This window comes from Actinoplanes sp. ATCC 53533 (genome assembly GCF_003947245.1).
In genome coordinates this window covers 1-22,426 of record NZ_QHHV01000095.1, presented here as the reverse complement: position 1 = coordinate 22,426, position 22,426 = coordinate 1, and the positions used below count along the sequence as shown (strand labels likewise).

General features: G+C 70.4%; 23 protein-coding genes. 10 read left to right on the top strand and 13 right to left on the bottom strand.

Annotated elements, in window-relative coordinates; all coding sequences use genetic code 11:
• Nucleotides 1-132 precede the first annotated feature (132 nt).
• Both DMB66_RS28805 and DMB66_RS28800 read left to right on the top strand, forming a co-directional pair.
• A complete protein-coding gene (locus tag DMB66_RS28805; protein ID WP_125807258.1) occupies nucleotides 133-702 on the top strand; it encodes a Uma2 family endonuclease in 570 nt (189 codons plus the stop codon).
• A gap of 7 nt (nucleotides 703-709) precedes the next feature.
• Nucleotides 710-1,507 carry an MBL fold metallo-hydrolase gene (locus DMB66_RS28800; RefSeq protein WP_125807257.1) on the top strand — a complete coding sequence of 266 codons (798 nt, stop codon included), beginning with the start codon at nucleotides 710-712 and terminating at the stop codon, nucleotides 1,505-1,507.
• 39 nt (nucleotides 1,508-1,546) lie between these two features.
• Here DMB66_RS28800 and mdh read toward each other — a convergent pair whose 3' ends face one another.
• The 4 genes from mdh to purN form a co-directional block, all read right to left on the bottom strand.
• Nucleotides 1,547-2,497: a malate dehydrogenase gene (gene mdh, locus DMB66_RS28795; protein WP_125807256.1), complete on the bottom strand. Its 951-nt coding sequence runs from the start codon at nucleotides 2,495-2,497 to the stop codon at nucleotides 1,547-1,549.
• A gap of 100 nt (nucleotides 2,498-2,597) precedes the next feature.
• The gene (locus tag DMB66_RS28790) at nucleotides 2,598-3,191 is read right to left on the bottom strand and encodes a pentapeptide repeat-containing protein (RefSeq protein ID WP_125807255.1); all 594 of its coding nucleotides are present in this window, start codon (nucleotides 3,189-3,191) and stop codon (nucleotides 2,598-2,600) included.
• The gene (purH, locus tag DMB66_RS28785; RefSeq protein WP_125807254.1) at nucleotides 3,191-4,750 is read right to left on the bottom strand and encodes a bifunctional phosphoribosylaminoimidazolecarboxamide formyltransferase/IMP cyclohydrolase; all 1,560 of its coding nucleotides are present in this window, start codon (nucleotides 4,748-4,750) and stop codon (nucleotides 3,191-3,193) included. Before purH ends, DMB66_RS28790 begins: the two co-directional genes overlap by 1 nt.
• Entirely contained in the window at nucleotides 4,747-5,364 is a 618-nt protein-coding gene (gene purN / locus DMB66_RS28780) for a phosphoribosylglycinamide formyltransferase (RefSeq protein ID WP_125807253.1), read from the bottom strand. The genes purH and purN overlap by 4 nt, the downstream gene beginning before the upstream one ends.
• A gap of 163 nt (nucleotides 5,365-5,527) precedes the next feature.
• Here purN and DMB66_RS28775 point away from each other — a divergent pair, with 163 nt between their 5' ends.
• Nucleotides 5,528-5,794, top strand: a complete 267-nt coding sequence (locus DMB66_RS28775; protein WP_199752669.1) for a DUF4190 domain-containing protein — start codon at nucleotides 5,528-5,530, stop codon at nucleotides 5,792-5,794.
• A gap of 134 nt (nucleotides 5,795-5,928) precedes the next feature.
• Here DMB66_RS28775 and DMB66_RS28770 read toward each other — a convergent pair whose 3' ends face one another.
• The 5 genes from DMB66_RS28770 to DMB66_RS28750 all read right to left on the bottom strand — a co-directional run bounded on the left by DMB66_RS28770 (nucleotide 5,929) and on the right by DMB66_RS28750 (nucleotide 11,046).
• Nucleotides 5,929-7,374 carry a DUF6350 family protein gene (locus DMB66_RS28770; protein WP_125807252.1) on the bottom strand — a complete coding sequence of 482 codons (1,446 nt, stop codon included), beginning with the start codon at nucleotides 7,372-7,374 and terminating at the stop codon, nucleotides 5,929-5,931.
• Nucleotides 7,375-7,588: 214 nt separating this feature from the next.
• Entirely contained in the window at nucleotides 7,589-8,470 is an 882-nt protein-coding gene (gene sucD / locus DMB66_RS28765) for a succinate--CoA ligase subunit alpha (RefSeq protein ID WP_125807251.1), read from the bottom strand.
• A gap of 4 nt (nucleotides 8,471-8,474) precedes the next feature.
• Nucleotides 8,475-9,653, bottom strand: a complete 1,179-nt coding sequence (gene sucC / locus DMB66_RS28760) for an ADP-forming succinate--CoA ligase subunit beta (protein ID WP_125807250.1) — start codon at nucleotides 9,651-9,653, stop codon at nucleotides 8,475-8,477.
• A 196-nt stretch (nucleotides 9,654-9,849) separates the two neighbouring features.
• Nucleotides 9,850-10,413 (bottom strand): hypothetical protein, encoded by a 564-nt coding sequence (locus DMB66_RS28755; protein ID WP_125807249.1) that lies wholly within the window; start codon nucleotides 10,411-10,413, stop codon nucleotides 9,850-9,852.
• A gap of 228 nt (nucleotides 10,414-10,641) precedes the next feature.
• Entirely contained in the window at nucleotides 10,642-11,046 is a 405-nt protein-coding gene (locus DMB66_RS28750) for a cobalamin B12-binding domain-containing protein (RefSeq protein ID WP_125807248.1), read from the bottom strand.
• A gap of 436 nt (nucleotides 11,047-11,482) precedes the next feature.
• On the opposite strand from DMB66_RS28750, the gene DMB66_RS28745 reads away from it, so the two are divergent.
• From DMB66_RS28745 to DMB66_RS28735, 3 genes are all read left to right on the top strand, one after another.
• A complete protein-coding gene (locus DMB66_RS28745; RefSeq protein ID WP_125807247.1) occupies nucleotides 11,483-12,226 on the top strand; it encodes a M23 family metallopeptidase in 744 nt (247 codons plus the stop codon).
• A gap of 268 nt (nucleotides 12,227-12,494) precedes the next feature.
• Nucleotides 12,495-13,394, top strand: a complete 900-nt coding sequence (locus DMB66_RS28740; protein WP_233624897.1) for a M23 family metallopeptidase — start codon at nucleotides 12,495-12,497, stop codon at nucleotides 13,392-13,394.
• Between the two features lie 8 nt (nucleotides 13,395-13,402).
• Nucleotides 13,403-13,645 (top strand): signal peptidase II, encoded by a 243-nt coding sequence (locus tag DMB66_RS28735; protein WP_233624896.1) that lies wholly within the window; start codon nucleotides 13,403-13,405, stop codon nucleotides 13,643-13,645.
• Here the strand turns inward: DMB66_RS28735 and pcrA are convergent.
• Nucleotides 13,642-16,035 (bottom strand): DNA helicase PcrA, encoded by a 2,394-nt coding sequence (gene pcrA, locus DMB66_RS28730; protein ID WP_125807246.1) that lies wholly within the window; start codon nucleotides 16,033-16,035, stop codon nucleotides 13,642-13,644. The two genes, DMB66_RS28735 and pcrA, sit on opposite strands and share 4 nt — an antisense overlap.
• A 201-nt stretch (nucleotides 16,036-16,236) precedes the next feature.
• Here pcrA and DMB66_RS28725 point away from each other — a divergent pair, with 201 nt between their 5' ends.
• The 4 genes from DMB66_RS28725 to DMB66_RS28710 all read left to right on the top strand — a co-directional run bounded on the left by DMB66_RS28725 (nucleotide 16,237) and on the right by DMB66_RS28710 (nucleotide 19,712).
• Entirely contained in the window at nucleotides 16,237-18,096 is a 1,860-nt protein-coding gene (locus tag DMB66_RS28725; RefSeq protein WP_125807245.1) for a bifunctional UDP-sugar hydrolase/5'-nucleotidase, read from the top strand.
• A gap of 228 nt (nucleotides 18,097-18,324) precedes the next feature.
• Nucleotides 18,325-18,615, top strand: a complete 291-nt coding sequence (locus DMB66_RS28720; protein WP_125807244.1) for a chorismate mutase — start codon at nucleotides 18,325-18,327, stop codon at nucleotides 18,613-18,615.
• Nucleotides 18,616-18,802: 187 nt separating this feature from the next.
• Nucleotides 18,803-19,285, top strand: coding sequence for a hypothetical protein (locus tag DMB66_RS28715; protein WP_125807243.1), 483 nt, complete (start codon nucleotides 18,803-18,805; stop codon nucleotides 19,283-19,285).
• A gap of 31 nt (nucleotides 19,286-19,316) precedes the next feature.
• Entirely contained in the window at nucleotides 19,317-19,712 is a 396-nt protein-coding gene (locus DMB66_RS28710) for a VOC family protein (RefSeq protein WP_125807242.1), read from the top strand.
• A gap of 93 nt (nucleotides 19,713-19,805) precedes the next feature.
• Here the strand turns inward: DMB66_RS28710 and DMB66_RS28705 are convergent, their stop codons facing one another.
• The 3 genes from DMB66_RS28705 to DMB66_RS28695 form a co-directional block, all read right to left on the bottom strand.
• Nucleotides 19,806-20,537 (bottom strand): DUF4190 domain-containing protein, encoded by a 732-nt coding sequence (locus tag DMB66_RS28705; RefSeq protein ID WP_158647395.1) that lies wholly within the window; start codon nucleotides 20,535-20,537, stop codon nucleotides 19,806-19,808.
• Nucleotides 20,538-20,736: 199 nt separating this feature from the next.
• Nucleotides 20,737-21,753 (bottom strand): ABC transporter ATP-binding protein, encoded by a 1,017-nt coding sequence (locus DMB66_RS28700; protein WP_125807240.1) that lies wholly within the window; start codon nucleotides 21,751-21,753, stop codon nucleotides 20,737-20,739.
• The coding region (locus DMB66_RS28695; RefSeq protein WP_148112776.1) for an ABC transporter ATP-binding protein at nucleotides 21,746-22,426 on the bottom strand (681 nt) is incomplete at its 5' end. The genes DMB66_RS28695 and DMB66_RS28700, both read right to left, overlap by 8 nt.

The window sequence follows — 22,426 nt, the reverse complement described above, 5'->3', positions numbered from 1 at the left end:
TCTCCGGGACACATGCTTCTAGCAGTACGAGCGTACTGCAGGTCGGGTGAAGATCGCCGCTCGGCCCCGATCCCGAGCCGTCCGGTCCGGTATTGTGAGCTAGGACTGCCCAACGCGGTGAGGAGGTTCACGATGACCGCCGCGCTCAGTGGTGCGCCGCCCGAGGGCGGCTGGACCGTCGACGATCTCGACGCCCTGCCCGACGACGGTGTGCGCCGCGAACTGATTGATGGAGCACTGCACGTGTCCCCTTCACCGACCAGCATCCACCAGGTCATCGCCATGCGTCTGGGTGTCGCGCTCGAGCAGACGTGTCCGGACCACCTCTTCGTGAGCCAGTCCAACGACGTGCAGCTCAGCCCGCGCCGGCTCTTCATCCCCGACGTGCTGGTCACCACGTTTGAGGCGGCCCGTCGTCGCGCCGGCAGCTTCACCGCGGACGAGGTCCTGCTGGCGGTGGAGATCGTGTCGCCCGGCTCGCAGAGCATGGACCGGGTGCTCAAGCCGGCGCTCTACGCCAAGGCCGGCATCCCCCACTACTGGCTGATCGAGACCGACGACGACATCACCGTGCACACAAACCGGCTCAACGGCAATGCCGAGGTGTACGAACCATCGGGCTCGTTCACCGATGTGATCCGCACCGACGGACCGTGGCCCATCGAGATCCCGATCGCCGGGCTGCGCCCCCGCAACTTCTGACCATCGGATGTCTGCCATCCGTACGCTCGGGCCGTTGACCGTCATCGCGTTGCAGGATGCCGAGGGACCGCATTTCGACCGGCGCGAGGACGCGCTGCCCGACGCGACCCCGGAGCAGTGGGCCGCCGCCGACGAGCGGGACCCGACCGCGCGAACCGCGGACGGCCGCTGGTGGTTGCGCTTCCGGAGCTTCGCGATCCGGAACGGCGACAGCGGCCCGGTCACCCTGGTCGACGCGGGCATCGGCCCGGCGCACTCGCTCGCCGCTGACTGGGCTCCCGTGCCCGGGCGCCTGCCGGAGGAGCTGACCGCCGCCGGCATCGCCGCGGCGGAGGTCGAGGCGATCGTGCTGACCCATCTGCACACCGACCACATCGGCTGGGCCGTCCCGGGGGACTCGCCGTTCACCAACGCGCGCGTGATCGTGCAGCGGGCGGACGTGGCGGCCTACGCGGCGGTGCGCCAAGAAGGGGCGCTGCTACGGCCGCTGCGGGAGCAGGGACGGCTGCAGGTCGTCGAGGGTGACACCGCGCTCAGCGCGGGCGTCCAGATCATCTCGACGCCCGGGCACACCCCGGGACACCAGTCGGTGCTGGTGGAAGGCGGCGGCGAGAGCGTGCTGATCACCGGGGACCTGCTCGTGCACGCCGTACAGCTGCTGGATCCGTCACTCGGCTATGGGCATGACATGGACGCCCGGCTCGCACGGGAGAGCCGGGAGGCGGCGCTCGCCACCGCCGGATCCCGTGGCTCGTGGTTGGCGGTGTCGCATCTGGGTCAGCCCTACTGCCGTACGAAAGAATGAAGGCCCGGGGCGCACGGCCCCGGACCTGCACAATCTGGATCAGAGATCCGCGACGTCCGCCTGCTTGGCGCGGACCGCCTCGGCGGCTTCCTTGAGGCCGGCCAGCTCGGAGTCGGTGAGGTCGGTCTCGACGACCGCCTTGACGCCCTCCGCGCCGATCTTGGCCTCGACGCCCAGGTAGACGCCGGAGATGCCGTATTCGCCGTCCACCCACGCGCAGACCGGCATGACCGCGCCGGAGTCCTCCGCGACGGCCCTCGCCATCCGGGCCGCGGCGGCCGACGGGGCGTAGTACGCCGAGCCGGTCTTGAGCAGCGCCACGACCTCGGCGCCGCCGTTGCGGGTGCGGGTGACGAGCTCCTCGACCTTGTCGGCCGGGAGCAGGTCGGCCAGCGGCTTGCCGCTGACCGAGGACTGCGACGGCACCGGGACCATGGTGTCGCCGTGCGAGCCCAGCGTCAGCGTCTTGACGCTGCTCACCGGCACCTTCAGCTCCTCGGCGACGTTGTTGGTGAAGCGCGCCGAGTCGAGCATGCCGGCCTGGCCGAGCACCCTGTTCTTGGGGAACTGGGTGGCGATCTGGGCCAGCGCGGTCATCTCGTCGAGCGGGTTGGACACGACGATGACGACGGCGTTCGGCGCGTACTTCGCGATGTTCTCGGCGACCGAACGCACGATCTTGGCGTTGACGCCGAGCAGGTCCATCCGGCTCATGCCCGGCTTGCGCGGCAGGCCGGCCGTGATCACGACGACGTCGGAGCCCTCGATGGCCTCGTAGCCCTCGCCGTTCGGGCCGGTGGTGGCGCCGACGACCTTGGTCTCGAAGCCCTCGATCGCGCGGGACTGGTTGAGGTCGAGCGCGAGGCCCTCGGGCTTGCCCTCGACGATGTCGGTGAGCACCACGGTCTCGAAGATGTCGTACTCGGCCAGACGCTGTGCGGTCGTGGACCCGTAGAAACCGGCGCCTACGACAGTGACCTTCTTGCCCATTGCTCTCACTCCCAGTCTGCGGGACCTTTTTTCGGACCGTATCAGTCGGTTAACGGCGTATTACCAGGCAGGGCCGGATCGAAGGAGGTTGGCCACTGTCTCAGCCTGTCACCACGGCGCCGTACGCGCCCGCGAACTGCACCGCCTGCGCCATGTCGATCTTGGTGCCGGTGAGCTCGACGCCGCGGAGCGCGACCCCGTCCAGGTCGGCCCCGCGCAGATCAGCGCCCTTGAGCACGGCGTCCTTGAGCCGGGCGTGCGACAGATCCGCGCCGCGCAGGTCGGCCCGGGTCAGGTCGGCGCCGGTGAAGTCGGCCTCCCGCAGCCGCAACCCGCCGAGCTTCGCCGCGGTGAGATTCTGCCCGCGCAGCGAGACGAAGCCCCAGTCGCCGCCGTCGATGGTCAGCGGCCGCAGTCCACAGTCGAGAAACTGTGAACCGGTGAGCTTGCAGCCGGTCAGGGTGGCGTCGAAGAACGAGCAACGCCGCAGCACCGACTGGGTGATCGCGCACGTGTCCAGCTCGGCCGCGTTGAAACGCACATTACCGAACTCGCAGTGCGTGAACGTGCACCCGGACAGCTTGGCCTCGGACCAGTCGACGTCGTGGAACGCGCAGTCCTCGTAGTGCGCGCGGTCCACTTCGGCCAGTGCCCAGTCCTGGCCGGCGAAGGTCTCGTTCCGGACGACCTCCATCAGTGGTAGAAGTGCCGCGTGCCGGTGAGGTAGACGGTCATCCCGGCCTTCTCGGCCGCCTCGATGACCAGGTTGTCGCGGATGGAGCCGCCCGGCTGCACGACCGCCTTGACGCCGGCCGCGATCAGCACCTCGAGGCCGTCCGGGAACGGGAAGAACGCGTCGGAGGCCGCCACGCTGCCCTTGGCCCGGTCCGGGCCGGCCCGGTTCACCGCGAGGTGCGCGGAATCCACCCGGTTGACCTGGCCCATGCCCACGCCGACGGTGGCGCCGTCGTGCGCCAGCAGGATCGCGTTGCTCTTCACGCTGCGGATGGCCCGCCAGGCGAAGGCGAGATCGGCCAGGTCCTCGGCGGAAGCGGCCTCGCCGGTGGCGAGCGTCCAGTTGGCCGGGTCGTCGCCCGGGGCGTCGACCCGGTCCGACATCTGCACCAGCACGCCGCCGCCGACCTGCTTGATCTCGGCGGGCGGCGGGTTCCATTCCGGGGCCACCAGCACCCGCAGGTTCTTCTTCTCGCGGAACACCGCGAGCGCCTCGCCGGTGAACGACGGCGCGACGACGACCTCGGTGAAGATGCCGTCGAGCTGCTTCGCCAGCTCGACGGTCACCTGCCGGTTGACCGCGATGACCCCGCCGAAGGCCGACACCGGGTCGCAGGCGTGCGCCTTACGGTGCGCCTCGGCGACGTCGGCGCCGACCGCGATGCCACACGGGTTGGCGTGCTTGATGATCGCGACGCACGGCTCGGCGAAGTCGTTGGCCGAGCGCCAGGCGGCGTCCGCGTCGACGTAGTTGTTGTAGGACATCTCCTTGCCGTGCAGCTGCTCGGCCTGGGCGAGCCCCGCGGGCGCGTTCGGGTCGACGTAGAGCGCGGCCTGCTGGTGCGGGTTTTCGCCGTAGCGCAGGGCGGACGCGCGCTTGAGCCCGAGCCCGGCGAACTCCGGCCACTCCGCCGGCGCCAGCGTCGTCGCGCACCAGTTGGCCACCGCGACGTCGTACTCCGCGATGTCGGCGAACGCGCGGGCCGCGAGCAGCTTGCGCTGCGTCAGCGTGAAACCGCCGTCGCGGACGGCCTGGAGGATCAGCGGGTACGCCGCCACGGACGTCACCACCGCCACGGACGGGTGATTCTTCGCCGCGGCACGGACCATCGCCGGGCCACCGATGTCGATCTGCTCGACGCACTCGTCCACGCTCGCACCGGACGCCACCGTCTCGGTGAACGGGTACAGATTGCTGACCAGCAGCTCGAACGGCTCGATCCCCAGCTCGGCGAGCTGGCCGGCGTGGGCGTCCAGCCGAAGGTCGGCGAGCAGGCCGGCGTGCACCTTCGGGTGCAGCGTCTTGACCCGGCCGTCCAGCGTCTCCGGGAAACCGGTCAGCTCCTCGACCCGGGTCACCGGCACCCCGGCGGCCTCGACCGTCGACGCGGTGGAGCCGGTGGAGACAACCTGCACCCCGGCGGCGTGCAGAGCCTGCGCGAGCTCGACCAGGCCGGTCTTGTCGTACACGCTGAGCAGCGCCCGCTTGATCGGGCGACGGCCGTCCTCGGCGCTCATGGGATGGAGACCTTTCTGTCGGTGATGGTCCAGCCTTCGCGGACCAGCCGGCCCACGTACTCGACGAGTTGCCGGCGCTCGGCTTCCTTGATCCGCTCGGTCAGCGCCTGCTCCGTGTCGCCGTCGAGGACCGGCACGCTGACCTGGGCGATGATCGGCCCGGTGTCGACGCCGGCGTCGACGAAGAAGAGGGTCGCCCCGGCGATCTTCACGCCGTAGGCGAGGGCGTCGCGGGGGCCGTGGATGCCCGGGAACGACGGCAGCAGCGCGTTGTGCGTGTTGACGTAGCGGTCGCCGAAGGCGGTCAGGAAGTCCTTGCCGACGAGCTTGAGGAAGCCGGCCGAGATGACCAGGTCGGGCTTGTGCTCGGCGACGTGCGCGGTCAGGGCGGCGTCCCAGTCGTCCCGGGTCGGGTAGGCCTTGACGGAGTCGACGAACGTCGGCACGCCTGCGGCGGCGGCACGGTCGAGGCCGGCGACGCCGTCCCGGTCGGACCCGACGGCGACAACCCGGGCGCCGTACGCGGGATCCGCGGCGGCGTCGAGGAGGGCCTGCAGGTTGCTGCCGGAGCCGGAGACGAGGACGACCAGGCGGGCGGGCGCGGGGTCTGTCACCCGAGCACCCTATCGCCGCGCCTGGTCGCGGCGGCAGACGGGTCGTTTCAGGGGCAGCAAAACCGCTGATCATCGGTTAGGCTGCGGGCCGTTCACGTGATGGCCCGCGTGCGCTTAGTTGACACATCACCGCATTACGCGGATTTATCTGGAGGATTCGCCCGTGACGCCACCGCCCTACTACGGTCAGCAGCCGCCCGCAGCCCCGGGCAACGACAAGGTGACGCTCTGGGGCGTCCTCGGCATCGTGTTCGCCTTCTGCTGTGCCCCGCTCGGCATCGTCTTCGCTGTGCTGTGCCTGATGGAGGCGCGCAAGGTCGGCAAGCCGCCGACGCTCGCCTACATCGGTTTCGGTCTGGCCGGCCTCTTCATCGTCATCAACATCATCGCGGCCGCCACCGGTGCGTTCAGCAGCTTCACCAACGCCTGATCCAGCTGCCGTAACGAAGGGCGTTCCCGTTCGCGGGGGCGCCCTTCGTGCTTGCCCGGGTCCGCTCGACCGCGGGGCCGGGCTCCGCTCAACCGCGGGGCCGGGCTCCGCTCAACCGCGGGGCCGGGCTCCGCTCAGCCTCGGGCCGGGGCGCGGAAGGCGCGGCCCGCGGCGGCTCCGATGCCCGCCGACACCGCGACCACCATCGTCGCGACCAGGGCGACGTGCCACGGGACCGGCCCGATCTCGGCGAGCCGGCCGTCGCCCAGCGAGCCGCCCGACATCCACGACAGCAGGCCCAGCACCAGCCCGGCCACCGGGCCGGACAGGGCCGCCGCGCCGAGCACCAGCGACCAGCTCGGCTCGGCCGGCGCCGGATCTCCCGGGGTGCGGCCGTGCACCAGGTGGCCATCGACCACGTGGTGCAGGTTTACCAGGCGGCGGGTCAGCAGCCAGCCGGCCGCCATCGCCGCCAGCACGGGCACCGCCAGCAGCGCCGCTCCGCTCGCGCCCATCGGGCCGTTCGGCAGGCCGGCCAGCAGCGGCACGGTGGGCAACGTGCCGGCGGTCACCTCGGTGAGCCGGACGGCCGAGTCGGTGCCCAGCAGGAAGCCGGGGCCCAGCAGGTATGCCGCCGACCAGACCACGGCGTTCGCCCCGTAGCCGAGGCTGAGCAGCGTGATGCCGGCCTGCCCGGCGACCCCGGTCCGGTACACCGAGATCATGTCCGCCGCCTGGCCGCCGCCGACCGCGACGGCCAGCCCGGCGAACGCGGCACCGGCGGCGAGGATCAGCAGCGCCGCCACCACGCCCGCCCGCAGGCCGTGGCGCAGCGCCGGCGGGATCCGGCGGGCTATCACGACCAGGGCGTCGGTGCCACGCAACGAGCCGATCAGGGAGAACGCCAGCCCGGCGACGAAGAAATTCACGGCCGCGCGGGCCGTGGACACCTCGGTGCCCCGGCCGTCGACGAGCAGCGCCGCCAGCGCGCCCAGGACCGCGTACGAGATGCCGATGGCGCCGGCGACCAGCAGGGCGGCCCGGGGCGAGCCGCTGCGCCGGGCGCCGATCGCACGGGTGACGTGCAGGCCTGCGCGGTTGAGGCGCCAGCCGGCCAGCAGGGTCAGCAACAGCGGCGCCAGGCCGAGCGGGCCGATGGAGGTGCCGATCGGCACGCCGTGCCCGAGCAGCCAGCCGGCCAGCCCGGCATGCGCGGCGCCGCCGAGCCCGCCCTGCCCCTCCAACGTGCGGGCCAGCCCGATGACCGCGGCGACCGGCACGTACGCGACGAACGCGGCCCAGCAGGTCGCGAAGGCCGCGGCGACCAGCAGCGGCGCCCGGCGGCCCCGGGCGGGCGGCGGGCGGCGTTGACCGGGGAGTTTGACCGTCTCGCGGTTGCCCGGATCGATCCGCACGGTGGCTCGGTCGGCGGGGTCAACCCGGACGGTCGGGCGATCGGCCGGTGTCGACGGGCGCACCGAGATCGTCTCGCGGGCGGCAAGGTGCACGGCCTCGGCGGCCTCTAACTGGTCCTCCGAGCCGTCGGATCGACCGTCGCGACGGTCGGGGGTGCTCGGCATCACGACCTACTTTTCCACGCCGTGCGGCCCACGGCGACGCAGAAACGACGACGCGCCGGACAACGGCTGCCGCAAACCCCCCGAAATCGGCAACGGACGCCGGGGAAAGGCTGAATCAGCGTTCGGGGACGGCGGAATGTCGCTGGATACGGCGGCGCGCCGCGGTTCGGACGTGGATCGTCCGTGCCGCGGCGCGCCAGTGGCCGTACCAAGATCAGCTCATGACCTCGCGCATGAGCCGCGCGGTCTCGCTCGGGGTCTTGCCGACCTTGACGCCGGCGGCCTCGAGGGCCTCCTTCTTGGCATCGGCGGTGCCGGCCGAGCCGGAGATGATCGCGCCGGCGTGGCCCATGGTCTTGCCGGGCGGGGCGGTGAAGCCGGCGATGTAGCCGACGACCGGCTTGGTCACGTTGGCCTTGATGAACTCGGCCGCGCGCTCCTCGGCGTCGCCGCCGATCTCACCGATCATCACGATCGCGTCGGTGTCCGGGTCGTCCTGGAACGCCTTGAGCGCGTCGATGTGGGTGGTCCCGATGATCGGGTCGCCGCCGATGCCGACCGCGGTGGAGAAGCCGATGTCGCGCAGCTCGTACATGAGCTGGTAGGTCAGCGTGCCGCTCTTGCTGACCAGGCCGATGCGGCCGGCCGGGGTGATGTCGGCCGGGATGATGCCGGCGTTGGAGGCCCCGGGCGACGCGATGCCCGGGCAGTTCGGGCCGATGATCCGCGTCTTCTGGCCCTGGGCGACGTTGTGCGCCCAGAACGCGGCGGAGTCCTGCACCGGTACGCCCTCGGTGATCACGACGGCCAGCGGGATCTCGGCGTCGATCGCCTCCAGCACGGCGGCCTTGGTGAACGCCGGCGGCACGAAGATGACCGACACGTCGGCGCCGGTCTCCTTGATCGCCTCGGCGACGGAGGCGAACACCGGCAGCGTGGTGCCGTCGAAGTCGACCGTCGTGCCGGCCTTGCGCGGGTTGACGCCGCCGACCACATTGGTGCCCGCGGCGAGCATCCGGCGGGTGTGCTTGGAGCCCTCCGCGCCGGTCATGCCCTGGACGATGACCTTGGAGTCCTTGGTGAGCCAGATAGCCATGTCGTCACTTCCCCGCAGCCGCGAGCTCGGCGGCGCGCTCGGCCGCACCGTCCATCGTGTCCACCCGCTGCACCAGCGGGTTGTTCGCCGCGTCCAGGATCGCCCGGCCGGCCTCGGCGTTGTTGCCGTCGAGGCGGACCACGAGCGGCTTGGTGACGGCCTCGCCGCGCTCACCGAGCAGGGCGAGCGCCTGGACGATGCCGTTGGCGACCTCGTCGCAGGCGGTGATGCCGCCGAAGACGTTCACGAAGACCGACTTGACCGCCGGGTCGCCGAGCACGATCTCCAGGCCGTCGGCCATGACCTGCGCGCTGGCGCCGCCGCCGATGTCCAGGAAGTTGGCCGGCTTGACGCCGCCGTTGCGCTCACCCGCGTACGCGACCACGTCGAGCGTCGACATGACCAGGCCGGCGCCGTTACCGATGATGCCGACCTCGCCGTCCAGCTTGACGTAGTTGAGGTTCTTGGCCTTGGCGGCCTGCTCCAGCGGGTCGACCGCGGACTGGTCGACCAGCGCCTCGTGGTCGGGGTGCCGGAAGCCGGCGTTCTCGTCCAGGGTGATCTTGGCGTCCAGCAGCAACACCCGGCCGTCGCCCACCTTGGCCAGCGGGTTGACCTCGACCAGCGTGGCGTCCTCGGCCACGAAGGCCTGCCAGAGCTTGACCGCGATGTCGACGATCTGCTCGGCCACCTCGGCCGGGAACTTGGCGGCGGCGACGATCTCGCGCGCCTTGGCCTCGTCCACGCCCTTGCTGGCGTCGATGGCGATCTTGGCGACCCGCTCCGGGTCCTCCTCGGCGACCGTCTCGATCTCCATGCCGCCGGCCACGCTGGCGATGCAGAGGAAGGTGCGGTTGGCCCTGTCCAGCAGGTAGGAGAAGTAGTACTCCTCCTTGATGTCCGCGGTCTCCGCGAGCATCACCTTGTGCACGGTGTGGTCCTTGATGTCCATCCCGAGGATGTCCGTCGCCCTGGCCTCGGCCTCGTCCGCGCCGTCGGCGAGCTTGACGCCGCCGGCCTTGCCGCGGCCGCCGACCTTTACCTGAGCCTTGACCACGACCTTGCCGCCGAGTCGCTCGGCGATGGCGCGGGCCTCCTGCGGGGTCTCGGCGACGCCGCCGCCCAGCACGGGCAGCCCGTGCCGTTCGAACAGGTCGCGCCCCTGATACTCGAACAGGTCCACGTGTCTCCTTTCGCTCGCGACGCTTGCCCCGGCAAGCCGCGTACCTGCGTCCCGACCTGATGTCCGCGGCGCGTCGTTGCGTCGCCGCCAGCGTGAGAGAAATGTCGGCCCTGAGGGCCCATTTCGCAGCCTAGCCACATCACTACCGGCTGCGCCGCCGCGGGTGCACGGTGTGCGAGACCACACAGCACCACTGTTACGCGAGGGGCACGCGTCCGCCGGCGAAGTAGGCGACCGCCTGCAGAATTTCCTGCTCGCTCCGGTCGGCGAAGTTCAGCGTCGCGGTGAAGCCGGTGCCGAACGCGGCCTGGGTGACCATGGAGTCGAACGCGGTGAACGCGCCCAGTCGCTGCTCGGCGCGGGGGTCGCGCGGGGCGACGCAGAGCATCTTCTCGAAGCTCCAGCGGCGGCGGGAGATCCCACCGATCGCCTCCCAGGGCAGCCAGATGGCCTGGCCCCGGCTCGGCCGGGTCTTGATCCACAGCCCGGCCGGCCCGACCGCGAGCACGGGGCCGCCGGTGGCGACCAGCCAGATCTGCAGCCCGAACAGGCCCACGAAGGCGACCGCGATGACCAGGAAGAGGATCAGGAGCGCGCCGCCGTTGGGCGAGCCGATCGCGGCCAGGCCGAGCACGCAGCCGAGGACGGTCATCAGGGCCAGCACGAAGCCGCCGAAGGCGAGCACCCGCTTGCGCACGCTGGGCCGGACGATGAAGGGCTGGTCCTCGGGGATCCGCGGGACCACAGGGTAGGGCTGCACGCTGCGAGAGGCTACGCGGAGCCCGCCGAAAAAGTCGCCCCAGGTCGCGTAACCCCGCTCTTGAGGCGTCGTTGAGTGTGATGTCGGAGCGCTGAGCGACGGCGAGAGCGGCCGATGCCCTGTCGGTCGAGGGGTGGCGGCGGGGCATCGTGCATAGAGAGGCCGGACGTGTGAGGGGTGCGTCCGGCCTCTCCCCTTAAACTTTCTTTACTCTGCGCAGTTGATTGGTCACGCTACCGGCGTAGCCACATTGGCGCGTACCCATTCGATGATGGATCCGGTCGTCGCGCCCGGCGTGAAGATATGTGCCACGCCGATTTTCTCAAGCTCGGTTATGTCGTCCGCCGGAATGATGCCGCCGCCGAATACCACGATGTCGGCAGCGTCACGTTCCGTCAGCAGTTCCAGCACCCGCCGGAACAGCGTCATGTGCGCACCGGACAGCACCGACAGCCCGATGGCGTCGGCGTCCTCCTGGATGGCGGTCTCGACGATCTGTTCGGGCGTCTGATGCAGGCCCGTGTAGACGACCTCCATGCCGGCGTCCCGCAGCGCCCGCGCGACCACCTTCGCGCCCCTGTCGTGGCCGTCGAGCCCTGGTTTGGCAACGACGACCCTGATCCGTGCTTGCATCTGCGACCCCTTCGGCGCTCACCGACTGCACTGCCGGCCGACCTGGAAACTGCCACCTGAACGAACGGTAACCCGGCACGGTTGAACCAAGGAAGCCGCCGCTCCGTACTACCGGCCGGCACCAAGACCATCAAGGCGCCACAAGCAAGCACCATTTAACGTATTCCGCGTCACATGACTATGCGTTCCGGGCGCAGTTACGGAGAGCCAACACCGCTCCTACTCAGAATTGCCACCAACTCGGACAATCGCGCCCTAATGCCGACAGGTAACTGTCAGGGAATTGGCGCTGCGACTTGTACCCGGCGTTGCGTTTCGTTACCGTGGCCCACGGCTGTCAACCGGATAACTCCGGCCCGACCGCTCGGCAAACCACCGTTCAGCGTCTGTTCGAGCTTGGTGGATGCCGCTCTTTGCCACCGACGGAGGGTTGTTCGTGCGTCAGCGCTTGTCGTCTGAGCCCGACCGCTATCGCGGCCGCCGCCGCGTGCCCACTCCTCCGCGCAGTCGCTATGCCGCGGTCGTCACGTCCGCCTTCGTCGGCGCCGGCGTGGTCGCCCTGGGAGCCGCCTCACAGTTCCCGGACGCCAAGGACGTCAACCCCACGGTCCTGCAAAACCTGGAGCAGGCCGCTTCCGCCGGCGATGAGGCCGCGTCCGCCGACGACGTCCTCGCCGAGCGCGGTGCGGAGCCAGCCTCCCGCAGCAACCGCACCCAGGGCGAGAAGCTCTCCGACGAGGAGCTCGCGGCCAACGCCTGGCTGCTCCCGCTCGATGAATACCAGTTCACCTCGCCGTACGGCGTCCGCTTTGGCAAGCTGCACGCCGGCATCGACCTGGCTGCGCCCGAGGGCACCCCGTACAAGGCCGTGCACGCCGGTGTGGTGACCGCCGCGGGCCACAACGGCGGTTACGGCTACGCCATCACCATCAAGCACTCCGACGGCACAGAGATGATTTACGCCCACTCGCGGCGGCTGCTGGTCAAGGCCGGCGACACCGTCAAGGCCGGGCAGGTCATCGGCCAGGTCGGCAACACGGGCTACTCGTACGGCATGCACCTGCACCTCGAGGTGCACGTCAACGGCGCGCCGACCGACCCGATCGTCTTCCTGCGCGAGCGCGGCGTCGACATCAAGCTGGGCATCGCCTCGCCGTATGCCGAGGTCGCCGCCTCCTGACCCCGTCACACGCACCGCCGGGCCGCTGAGGGTCCGGCGGTTTTTCATGTCCGCAACCGTTCTGCTACCGGGCCGGTTGCATCGGGCGCACTCCGCTCACGATCCCCGGGGTGGTGCCGACCAGGCAGGTGTCGACCACCGAGACCTGGAGGATCAAAGACTCGTGCAGCATCGAGCCAACCGGAACGTCCGCGGTCGCCACCGCCGAACGACGCCGCTGCACAGCCACCGCGCCCCGGGCACTCCCGTCGGGGAGAGGGGCCGCCACGTGGTAGCCGTCGCCCTGGTCGCCGGGGTAGGCGTGGCCGGTGTCACGACAGCGACGAGCGGCGCCGCGTCCGGGCCGGCGGCCGGCAAGAACCGCCCCGCCGCGGCCCAGGCGGCACTGGCTCCCAGCGCGTCGCCGCCGGCCGCGGCCGGCACTGCCCCGTCGCTCTCGCCATCCGCTGCCTCTCCTTCCCCCTCGCTCGCGCCGTCCCTGTCCGGCTCCGCGGCACGAGCGGGCGTCGGTTACCTGGGGACCAGATCCGCCGGCCCGCTGGAGACCGGATCCGCCAACCCCCTGGGAACCGGCTCCACCAGCCCGCTGGAGACCGGATCCGCCAACCCCCTGGGAACCGGCCCCACCGGCCCCGCCGGCTCGGTGGAGACCGGATCCGGCGAGACCGGGTTCGTCGGCTCCTTGAAGATCGGGTCTGCTGGCGCGGAGCTGTCGTTCGTCCCGCAGGCCCGCAAGGTCAAGCCGCTGCCGTTGTGGGTCCATCCGCTGCCGGAAGCCGCGACGACCTCCTGCTTCGGCCCGCGCTGGGGCCGCCTGCACGCCGGCGTCGACCTGGCCGCGCCGGATGGCACCCGGATCCGCGCCGCGGGCGAGGGCACCGTCGTGGCCGCCGGGCCCGCCGAGGGCTACGGCAACGCCGTCCTGATCGACCACGGCAACGGATACCTCACCCACTACGGGCACATGTCGGTGATCACGGTGACGCCCGGCCAGCACGTCGCGGTCGGCGAGCAGCTCGGCAACGAGGGCTCGACCGGTCACTCCACCGGCCCGCACCTGCACTTCGAGGTGCACCAGGGCTCCTACCAGAACCCGATCGAGCCGACCGCCTGGATGCACGAGCACGGCGTCGACATCACCGGCTGCGCGGCCACAGCTGCACAGTAGATCTTTCGGTGTCCCGGTCGGTTCCGGCAGATCAGGTCTCAGCCGACCCGGCGCTCGGCGGCGCGACCACCCATCTGCTCGACCGCTTGCTCCGGGAGCCAGGGCCGGGACGTGGCCGGGTCGTCGACTTCATCGACTACTTCGGCTTCTTCATCGGCAACATCGCGGACATCGCCCTCGTGGCTGGTGTCGGCCTCGCGGTGCTGCTGCAGCTGCGCGGGGTGACCCTGGCAGGCACTGCGGCCCGTTAGATCTTCTCGATCGGGGCGTGCCGCAGGATCAGCCACATGACCTGGTCACCGAAGTCGATCTGGGCGCGCGCGCCGGGGCCCTGACCCTCGACGGTCACCACCCGGCCCAGGCCGTAGCGCTGGTGGTTTACCCGGTCGCCGGTCTCGACCTTCGGTGTCTGCTTCAGCTCGCTCGCGGTCGTCAGCCTGCTCGCGTCCACGCCCAGGCGCTGAGCGAGCTGCTGGGCCTTGGGCGTGCCGCCGGAGAAACCACCGCCGCGGCCGCGGTCGCCGCCACCACGCCCGCCGACGCCGCCGCCGGTGCCCGACCACGACGTGTACGACCCGGCCGTGCGCTCCCAGCGCACGAGCTCGGCCGGCAGCTCGTCGGTGAACCGCGAGGGCGGGTTGTATTGCGGCTGGCCCCACGCCGAACGGGTCACCGCGCGGGACAGGTAGAGCCGCTGCCGGGCCCGGGTGATGCCGACGTAGGCCAGCCGGCGCTCCTCCTCCAGCTCCGAGTTGTCCCCCAGCGCGCGCATGTGCGGGAAGACGCCGTCCTCGAGACCGGTCAGGAACACCACCGGGAACTCGAGGCCCTTGGCGGTGTGCAGCGTCATCAGCGTGACCACCCCCTGGTGGTCGGGGTCGTCGCTGGGAATCTGGTCGGCGTCGGCGACCAGCGCGACCTGCTCGAGGAAGCCGGCCAGCGTGGCGGCCGGCGCGTCCTCCTCCCCCGCCTGCGCCTCCACCCGCTCGGTGTATTCCCGGGCGACGCTGACCAGCTCTTGAAGGTTTTCCACCCGGCCCTGGTCCTGCGGGTCGAGGCTCTCCTCCAATTCGGACAGCAAGCCGGAACGCTGCAGGGCGGCCTCCAGGACCTCCTCCGGCGGCGCTGTGCGGGACTGCTCCCGCAGGTCGTCGAGGAGCTGCACGAAGTCGGCGATGCTGTTGGCCGCGCGGGTCGAGATGCCCGGTGCGTTCTTCGCGCCGCGCAGGGCCTGGCCGAACGAGATCCGGTCGCGAGTGGACAGCGCCTCGACGCAGGCCTCGGCCCGGTCGCCGATGCCCCGGCGTGGAGTGTTCAGCACCCGGCGGATGCTCACCGTGTCGTCGTCGTTGACCACCGCGCGCAGATAGGCCAGCGCGTCGCGGACCTCCTTGCGCTCGTAGAAGCGCACCCCGCCGACGACCTTGTAGGGCAGGCCGACCCGGATGAACACCTCCTCGAAGACGCGGGACTGCGCGTTGGTGCGGTAGAAGACCGCCACGTCGCCGGGGCGGACGTCGTGGTTGTCGGTGAGCCGGTCGATCTCGCGGGCCACCCAGTCGGCCTCGGCATGCTCGGTGTCGGCGACATATCCGACGATCTGCTCGCCCGCGCCCTGGTCGCTCCAGAGCCGCTTGGGCTTGCGGGAGGTGTTGCGGTCGATGACCGCGTTGGCCGCCGACAGGATCGTCTGGGTGGAGCGGTAATTCTGCTCCAGCAGGATCGTGCGGGCGTTCGGATAGTCGCGCTCGAACTCGAGGATGTTGCGGATCGTCGCGCCCCGGAACGCGTAGATCGACTGGTCGGCGTCGCCGACGACGCAGAGCTCGCCCGGCGGCAGCTCGCCGTCTGCCGGGCCGACCAGCTCCTTGACCAGCATGTACTGCGCGTGGTTGGTGTCCTGATATTCGTCGACCATGACGTGCCGGAACCTGCGCCGGTAGACCTCGGCCACCTGCGGGTGCGACTGCAGCAGGTGCACCGTGGCCATGATGATGTCGTCGAAGTCGAGCGCGTGCGCCTCCTTGAGGCGGCGCTGATAGAGCACATATGCCTCCGCGACGGCCCGCTCGTTGGGGCCCTTCGCGCGGTCCTTGAACTCCTCGGGCTCGACCAGCTCGTTCTTCAGATTCGACACCTGGGCGGCCAGGCCACGGGCGGTGTAGCGCTTCGGATCCAGGTCGAGCTCGCGGGCGACGAGCTGCATCAGCCGCCGCGAGTCGTCCGCGTCGTAGATGGAGAAGGTGCTCTTCAGCCCGGCGTGCTCGTGCTCGGCCCGCAGGATGCGCACGCAGGCGGAGTGGAAGGTCGACACCCACATGAGCCGGGCCCGGGGACCGACCAGGGCGGCGACCCGCTCCTTCATCTCACCGGCGGCCTTGTTGGTGAAGGTGATCGCGATGATCTGGCCGGGATGCACCTCGCGCTCGGCCAGCAGATAGGCGATCCGGTGGGTCAGCACCCGGGTCTTGCCCGAGCCGGCCCCGGCGACGATCAGCAACGGTGACCCGGCGTGGGTCACCGCGTCGCGCTGTGGGGTGTTGAGCCCGACCAGCAGCGACTCCGGATCGAGCCGCCGAGCCGGCTTCCGCTCGGGAGCATCGCTCTGACCAGGGGATTTGCGCTCCTGAACAGGCGGCATCGTGAACAGGGGCTGGGAATTTTCCGGAAGGGCTCGCATCGCCGGACAAGTCTATGCCGCACCACCGACAATCTTTCCGCACGGTGCACAACCATCCGCCGCAACCAACCTGTCATCCCCAGGCAGTAGCGCTGACCAGCACCGATAAACGAGGCTGAGGGTCGTTGGTTGATCCGTTACCCGACCGGGAGACCGAATACTATGGACCACCCTCGTCGCCGCGGCTGGGCCGTGCTGCGCCATCTCGCCGTGCCGGCCCTCGCCCTGGCCGTCGTCGCTACCCTGCCGATGACCAGGCCCGAGCAGGCACCCGCCAGCACCCCCGTCGCCAAGTATCTGCCGGGCATGGCCCCGGCCAGCGTGTCCTACGGACTGTCCGGCAAGACGGTCAAGGGCCAGTTCCTCAGCTACAACGACTTCCACGGCGCCATCGACCCGCCCGGCGGCAGCGGCGCGGCCGTCAACGGCACCCCCGCCGGCGGCGTCGAATACCTGGCGACATATCTGAAGAAGCTGCGCGCCGAGGCCGCCGCCGAGGGTCGCAAGACCCTCACGGTCGGCGCCGGCGACCTGATCGGCGGGACCCCCCTGGTCAGCGCGGCTTTCCACGACGAGCCCACCATCGAGCTCATGAACGAGGTCGGCCTGCAGGTCAGCTCGGTCGGCAACCACGAGTTCGACGAGGGCGTCGACGAACTGATCCGGATGCAGCGCGGCGGCTGCCACCCCACCGACGGCTGCCAGGACGGCGACGGCTTCAAGGGCGCCAAGTTCACCTACCTGGCCGCGAACACCATCAACAAGAAGACCGGCCTGCCGATCCTGCCGCCGATCGACATCAAGTTCGTCAACGGCACCCCGGTCGGCTTCGTCGGCCTCACCCTGGAGGGCACCCCCGGCATCGTCAACCCGGCCGGCATCAAGACCGTGCGCTTCGCGAACGAGGTCGAGACCGCGAACAAGTGGGGCAACGTGCTCAAGCTGTTCGGCGTCAAGGCGCAGGTGCTGCTCGTGCACCAGGGCGGCCAGCAGAACGTCTCCGAGCAGGTCCCGGTCCCGGGCGTCTCGGACTGCAACGCCTTCGCCGGGCCGATCGTGCCGATCGTCGCGGGCCTCAACCCCGAGTTCAGCCTGGTGGTCTCCGGCCACACGCACCGCTTCTACTCCTGCACGCTGCCGAATTCCCAGGGCACCTCGGTGGTCACCAGCGCCGGCAGCAACGGCCAGCTGATCACCGACATCGACTACGCGATCAACCAGCGCACCGGCCGCTTCGCGGAGGTCACCGCCAAGAACGTGGTCGTGGAGAACGGCGTCTCCGACGGCAAGGGCGGCTGGCTCAGGGACGCCGCCGGGGTCTTCCTGAAGAACCCGGCCACGGTCGACGCGAAGGCCAAGAAGGTCGCTGACAAATACCGGACCGCGGTCGCCCCGATCGCGAACAAGGTCGTCGGCAGCATCGCCGCCGACATCACCCGCACGGCCGGCGCCAACGGCGAGTCGCCGCTCGGCGACGTGATCGCCGACGCCCAGCTCGCCTGGACCACGGCCAGCAACGCGCAGATCGCACTGATGAACCCGGGCGGCATCCGCGCCGACTTCGACGCCGAGCAGTCGTCGGGCGGCGAGGCCAACGGCCAGGTGACCTACGGCGAGGCGTTCACCGTCCAGCCGTTCAACAACCTGGTGGTCACCCAGACCTTCACCGGCGCGCAGCTCAAGAACGTCCTGGAGCAGCAGTTCGTCGGCTTCGGCGGGCAGACCACCCAGCGCATCCTGCAGGTGTCGGCCGGCCTGACCTACTCGTGGAACAGCACGGCCCCGGCGGGTTCGAAGGTGACCGCGCTGGCCCTCAACGGCACCCCGATCGACCCCGCCGCCAACTACCAGGTCACCACGAACGACTTCCTGGCCAACGGCGGCGACGGCTTCACCAACCTGACGCTGGGCACCGGCCGCACCACGGCACCGGGCTTCGACGTCGACGCCCTGGTCGGCTATCTCGGCGCCGGCGCCCCGGTCGTCCCGGGCCCGGCCAACCGGATCACGAAGATCGGCTGAGCGGGACCGTCCCACGGTTCGGGCCGTTTCCTTGCGGAGCGGCCCGAACCGGGTACATACTCGCTTCGTGATCCAGCAGACGCGATTTTTTGGCTACGGCACCGGAAGTCCGGCGACCGTAGGACGCGTCTGAACGACAGGCCTACATCAAGCCCCGGGCTCCCGAGCCCGGGGCTTGATGCTGCCCGGGCCGGGCCAGCCGGGACGCCAGCACCCGAGGAGCACGACATGAGCGCAGACCTGATGGACCAGCAGACCGGCGCCGGCGCGGAACCGGCCGCGGAAGAGATCAAGGCGATCCGCGAGCGCATCGACGAGATCGACCAGTCGCTGATCGACCTGTGGCTGGAACGTTCCCGCCTGTCCCAGCACGTCGGCCGCACCCGCATGGCCTCGGGTGGCACGAGGCTGGTGCTGTCGCGCGAGCGGGAGATCGTCGAGCGCTTCCGCGAGGCGCTGGGCCCGGACGGCACCCAGGTGGCGCTCCTGCTGCTCCGCGCCGGCCGCGGACCCCTCTGAGAATCTCCTTGCCTCGCTGAGTGCATGGTGCTGACCGTCGCTCCCGCGGGGACCGGGCACGGGCGACCAGTCGCTGACGCTCCTGAACGGTCCCCCGCACCCTGCCAGGTCCGTGCACGGTTCCCTCCACCGCCGGCTCAGTGTCTGGGCCCGCCCGCCGCAGGAGGCAGGCGTGCATGATGGCGGCGTGACTGAATTGACCTTGTTCGCGGACTACCACCAGATCCACGCGTTCGACGAGGGTTCGCAGACTGACCTCGGCGCCGAGTGGACCGGCCAGGCGATAGTCGATCGCCTGGCCGTGGGCCAGGACGCGGTCGCGCTCGGCACGACGGTGAACGTCAACGTCGCGGTCAGCGTCGAAGTGCTGGCTGGGCCGCCGGCCGACGACAGCATCGAGTTCGATCACGTGCTGGAAGCCAGCATCCATTGCTCCTCGGGGATGCTGGTCGTCATGGGGTGCACCGACTATGTGCCCGAGGCGCGACGTTTCCCCGTGGCGCCGGGTTGGCTGCGGTTGCGCGCCTCCTGCTCCAACCTCGACCGGGCATACCAGGCTGACATCGACTCAGATGAGGATCCGCAGACCATGGAGCGGCTGCGACTGCAGGCGTGGTCGGCTGAGGCTGCCCCGTCGGTGGTGGTGAAGCGCTGGCAGCCGCCGGCGTAAGACGACGCCCTCAAGGCCCTAGGGTGCGGGGATGCGAGTTGAGTTGGTAGCGGTGGTTGTCGACGACTATGACTCGGCGATCGAGTTCTTTGTCGGCGCGCTCGGCTTCGAGCTGGTGGAGGACGCACCCTCGTTGACCAACGACGGGCGGCCGAAGCGGTGGGTCGTGGTGCGGCCGCCCGGCGGGCAGACCGGCATCCTGCTCGCCCAGGCGGACGGCGCGCATCAGCAGGCCGCCGTGGGCAACCAGACGGCGGGCCGAGTGGGCTTCTTCCTGCGCACGGAGGACTTCACCGCCCAGCACAAGCGGATGACCGAGGCCGGCGTGCGCTTTCTGACACAGGCCCGCAGCGAGCCCTACGGTCAGGTCGCGGTCTTCCTGGACATCGCCGGTAACAAGTGGGACCTCCTGGGCCCACCCGCCTGACCTGGTGGCCCCGGGCACGCGGGGCCACCAGCGGGGCGCCACGCTCGGCAGATGAGCGGGCAAAAGTGCACCGGATGCGGGTCCGTTCGCTGATCAGCGGCGTAGGGAGTCGGTGGCAGCTCGGAGGTGGTAGGCGATGCAGAGGACGCCGCGGTCCTCCGGCCAGTCCAGCTCTTCCGGGGTCACCGCGACGATGGTGGACCTGGCCTCGGCCAGGGTGCGGCCGGCGTACTCCTCGAGGAGCTTCTCGCAGCCGGCGTCGCCGGCCTCCTCGATTTTCTGCTGGCCCGGCCAGGGACCCGCCGGCAGGGTGATCCGGCCGATGACCTCGCTGGTGTGCCCCGTGGTGCAGGGCACCACGTCCACATAGCTGCCGGTCTGGGCGATGATGTTCTTGATGCAGTCACCGGCCCGCAGCTTCTCGATGCTGATCGAGCGTTCGCCGCGGACGGCGCCGGTCGCGTCGCGGTCCGGGCCCTTGGCGAGGTTGACGACGACCGCCACCGCGATCACGGCCAGCCAGAGGCCGCAGATGGTCAGCGCGGCGATGGCGAAGAAGCGGCCGCGCCGGTCGCCGTTGCGGCGTGACTGCCGCAGGCCGATGATGCCGAAGACCACGCTGAGTAAACCCACGCAGCCGAACAGCGACAGGGTGAGCGCGGCGATGGAGAAGCCGTTGGTCTTGCCGTTCCACGGGGGCGGCCCAGGCGTGGGCGGTCCCGCGTAGGGCGGACCCGCGTAGGGCGGACCCGCGTAGGGCGGACCCGCGTAGGGCGGACCCGGGGGAGGGCCTGGGGGAAGGCTCTGGGCAGGCTGGTGATCCACAGCGGGCAGGGTACAGCGCCGGAGGCGGCCGCACTGCCCCGTGCCGCGGGCGCCCGGCTCAGCGTTGGGTGCCCCGCCGATAGTGGCTGAGCTGGGCGGTCCTCGACAGACCGAGGCGATCCTGCATGTCCCCGCCGGCGCCGCGGCCTGGGGAAAAGAAAGGGACCTGCCGGCTCGGCAGGTCCCTTTCCTCCGGTGCTCAGACCGCGTGGACCACGTCCCGCGGCTCGGCGAAGTGGCACGCGCTCTCGTGCGGGGAGCGTTCGCGGATCTGCAGCAGGGGCTCCTGCTCGGCGCAGATCGACTCGGCCTTCCAGCAGCGGGTGCGGAACCGGCAACCCGACGGCGGGTTGGCCGGCGACGGCACGTCGCCCTCCAGGACGATCTGGTCGCGGAGGCCGCGCAGCCGCGGGTCCGGGACCGGCACCGCGGAGAGCAGGGCCTGGGTGTACGGGTGGGTCGGCTGCTCGTAGATCTGCTCGTCGTTGCCGATCTCGACGATCTTGCCGAGGTACATCACCGCGACCCGGTCCGAGATGTGCCGGACCACGGACAGGTCGTGGGCGATGAAGATGTACGACAGGCCGAAGTCGTTCTGCAGGCCCTCCAGCAGGTTGATGACCTGTGCCTGGATGGACACGTCGAGCGCGGAGACCGGCTCGTCGCAGACGATGATCTCCGGCTTCAGGGCCAGCGCGCGGGCGATGCCGATGCGCTGGCGCTGACCGCCCGAGAACTGGTGCGGATAGCGGTTGACGTGGTCGGGGTTGAGGCCGACCGTGTCGAGCAGGTCCTGCACCGCCCGGGCGCGGCCCTTGCGGGGCGTGACCTCGGGGTGGATCTCGAACGGCTCGCCGATGATGTCGCCGACCGTCATGCGGGGGTTCAGCGACGTGTACGGGTCCTGCAGCACCATCTGGATGTTGCGGCGGGCCCGTCGCAACGCGCCGCCCTTGAGCGTGACCATGTTCTCGCCGCGGACGTTGATCTCGCCCGCGGTCGGCTTCTCCAGGCCGACGAGCAACTTGGCCAGGGTCGACTTGCCGCAGCCGGACTCGCCGACCACGCCGAGGGTCTCGCCGCGGCGCAGCTGGATGTCCACACCGTCGACGGCGCGCACCGCGCCGACCTTCGACTGGAAGACGATTCCCTGGGTGATCGGGAAGTGCTTGACGAGGCCCTTGGTCTCGAGCACGACGTCGTTGCGGTCACTCATCTCCGGCGACCTCCCTCCAGAAGTGGCAGCGGGCCGTGCGGCCCGGCGCGACGATGTACGCCTGTGGCGCCGGATCCTGCCGGCAGACGTCCTGGACGTAGGCGCAGCGCGGGTTGAACGCGCAGCCCTGCGGGATGGACGTCAGCGCCGGCGGCAGACCCTTGATGACGTTGAGTTCCTGGCCCTTCTTGTCGAGCCGGGGGATCGATTCGAGCAGGGCCTTCGCGTACGGGTGGGCCGGGCGCGCGTAGATGTCGTAGACCGGCGCCTCCTCGACGACCTTGCCCGCGTACATCACCGAGATGCGGTCCGCGACGTCGGCGACCACGCCCATGTCATGGGTGATCAGGATGAGGCCCATGTTGCGCTGCTGCTGCAGCTCGGCCAGCAGGCCCATGATCTGCGCCTGCACGGTCACGTCGAGCGCCGTGGTGGGCTCGTCGGCGATCAGCACCTCGGGGTCGAGCGCCAGCGCCATGGCGATCATGACGCGCTGGCGCATACCGCCGGAGAACTGGTGCGGGTAGTCGCCGAACCGGAGCTTGGCGCCCGGGATCTTGACCTGGTCGAGCAGCTCGATGGAGCGCTGCTTGGCGTCGCCCCGCGACATGCCCCGGTGCACCCGGAACAGCTCGGCCATCTGGTAGCCGACGGTGAACACCGGGTTCAGCGC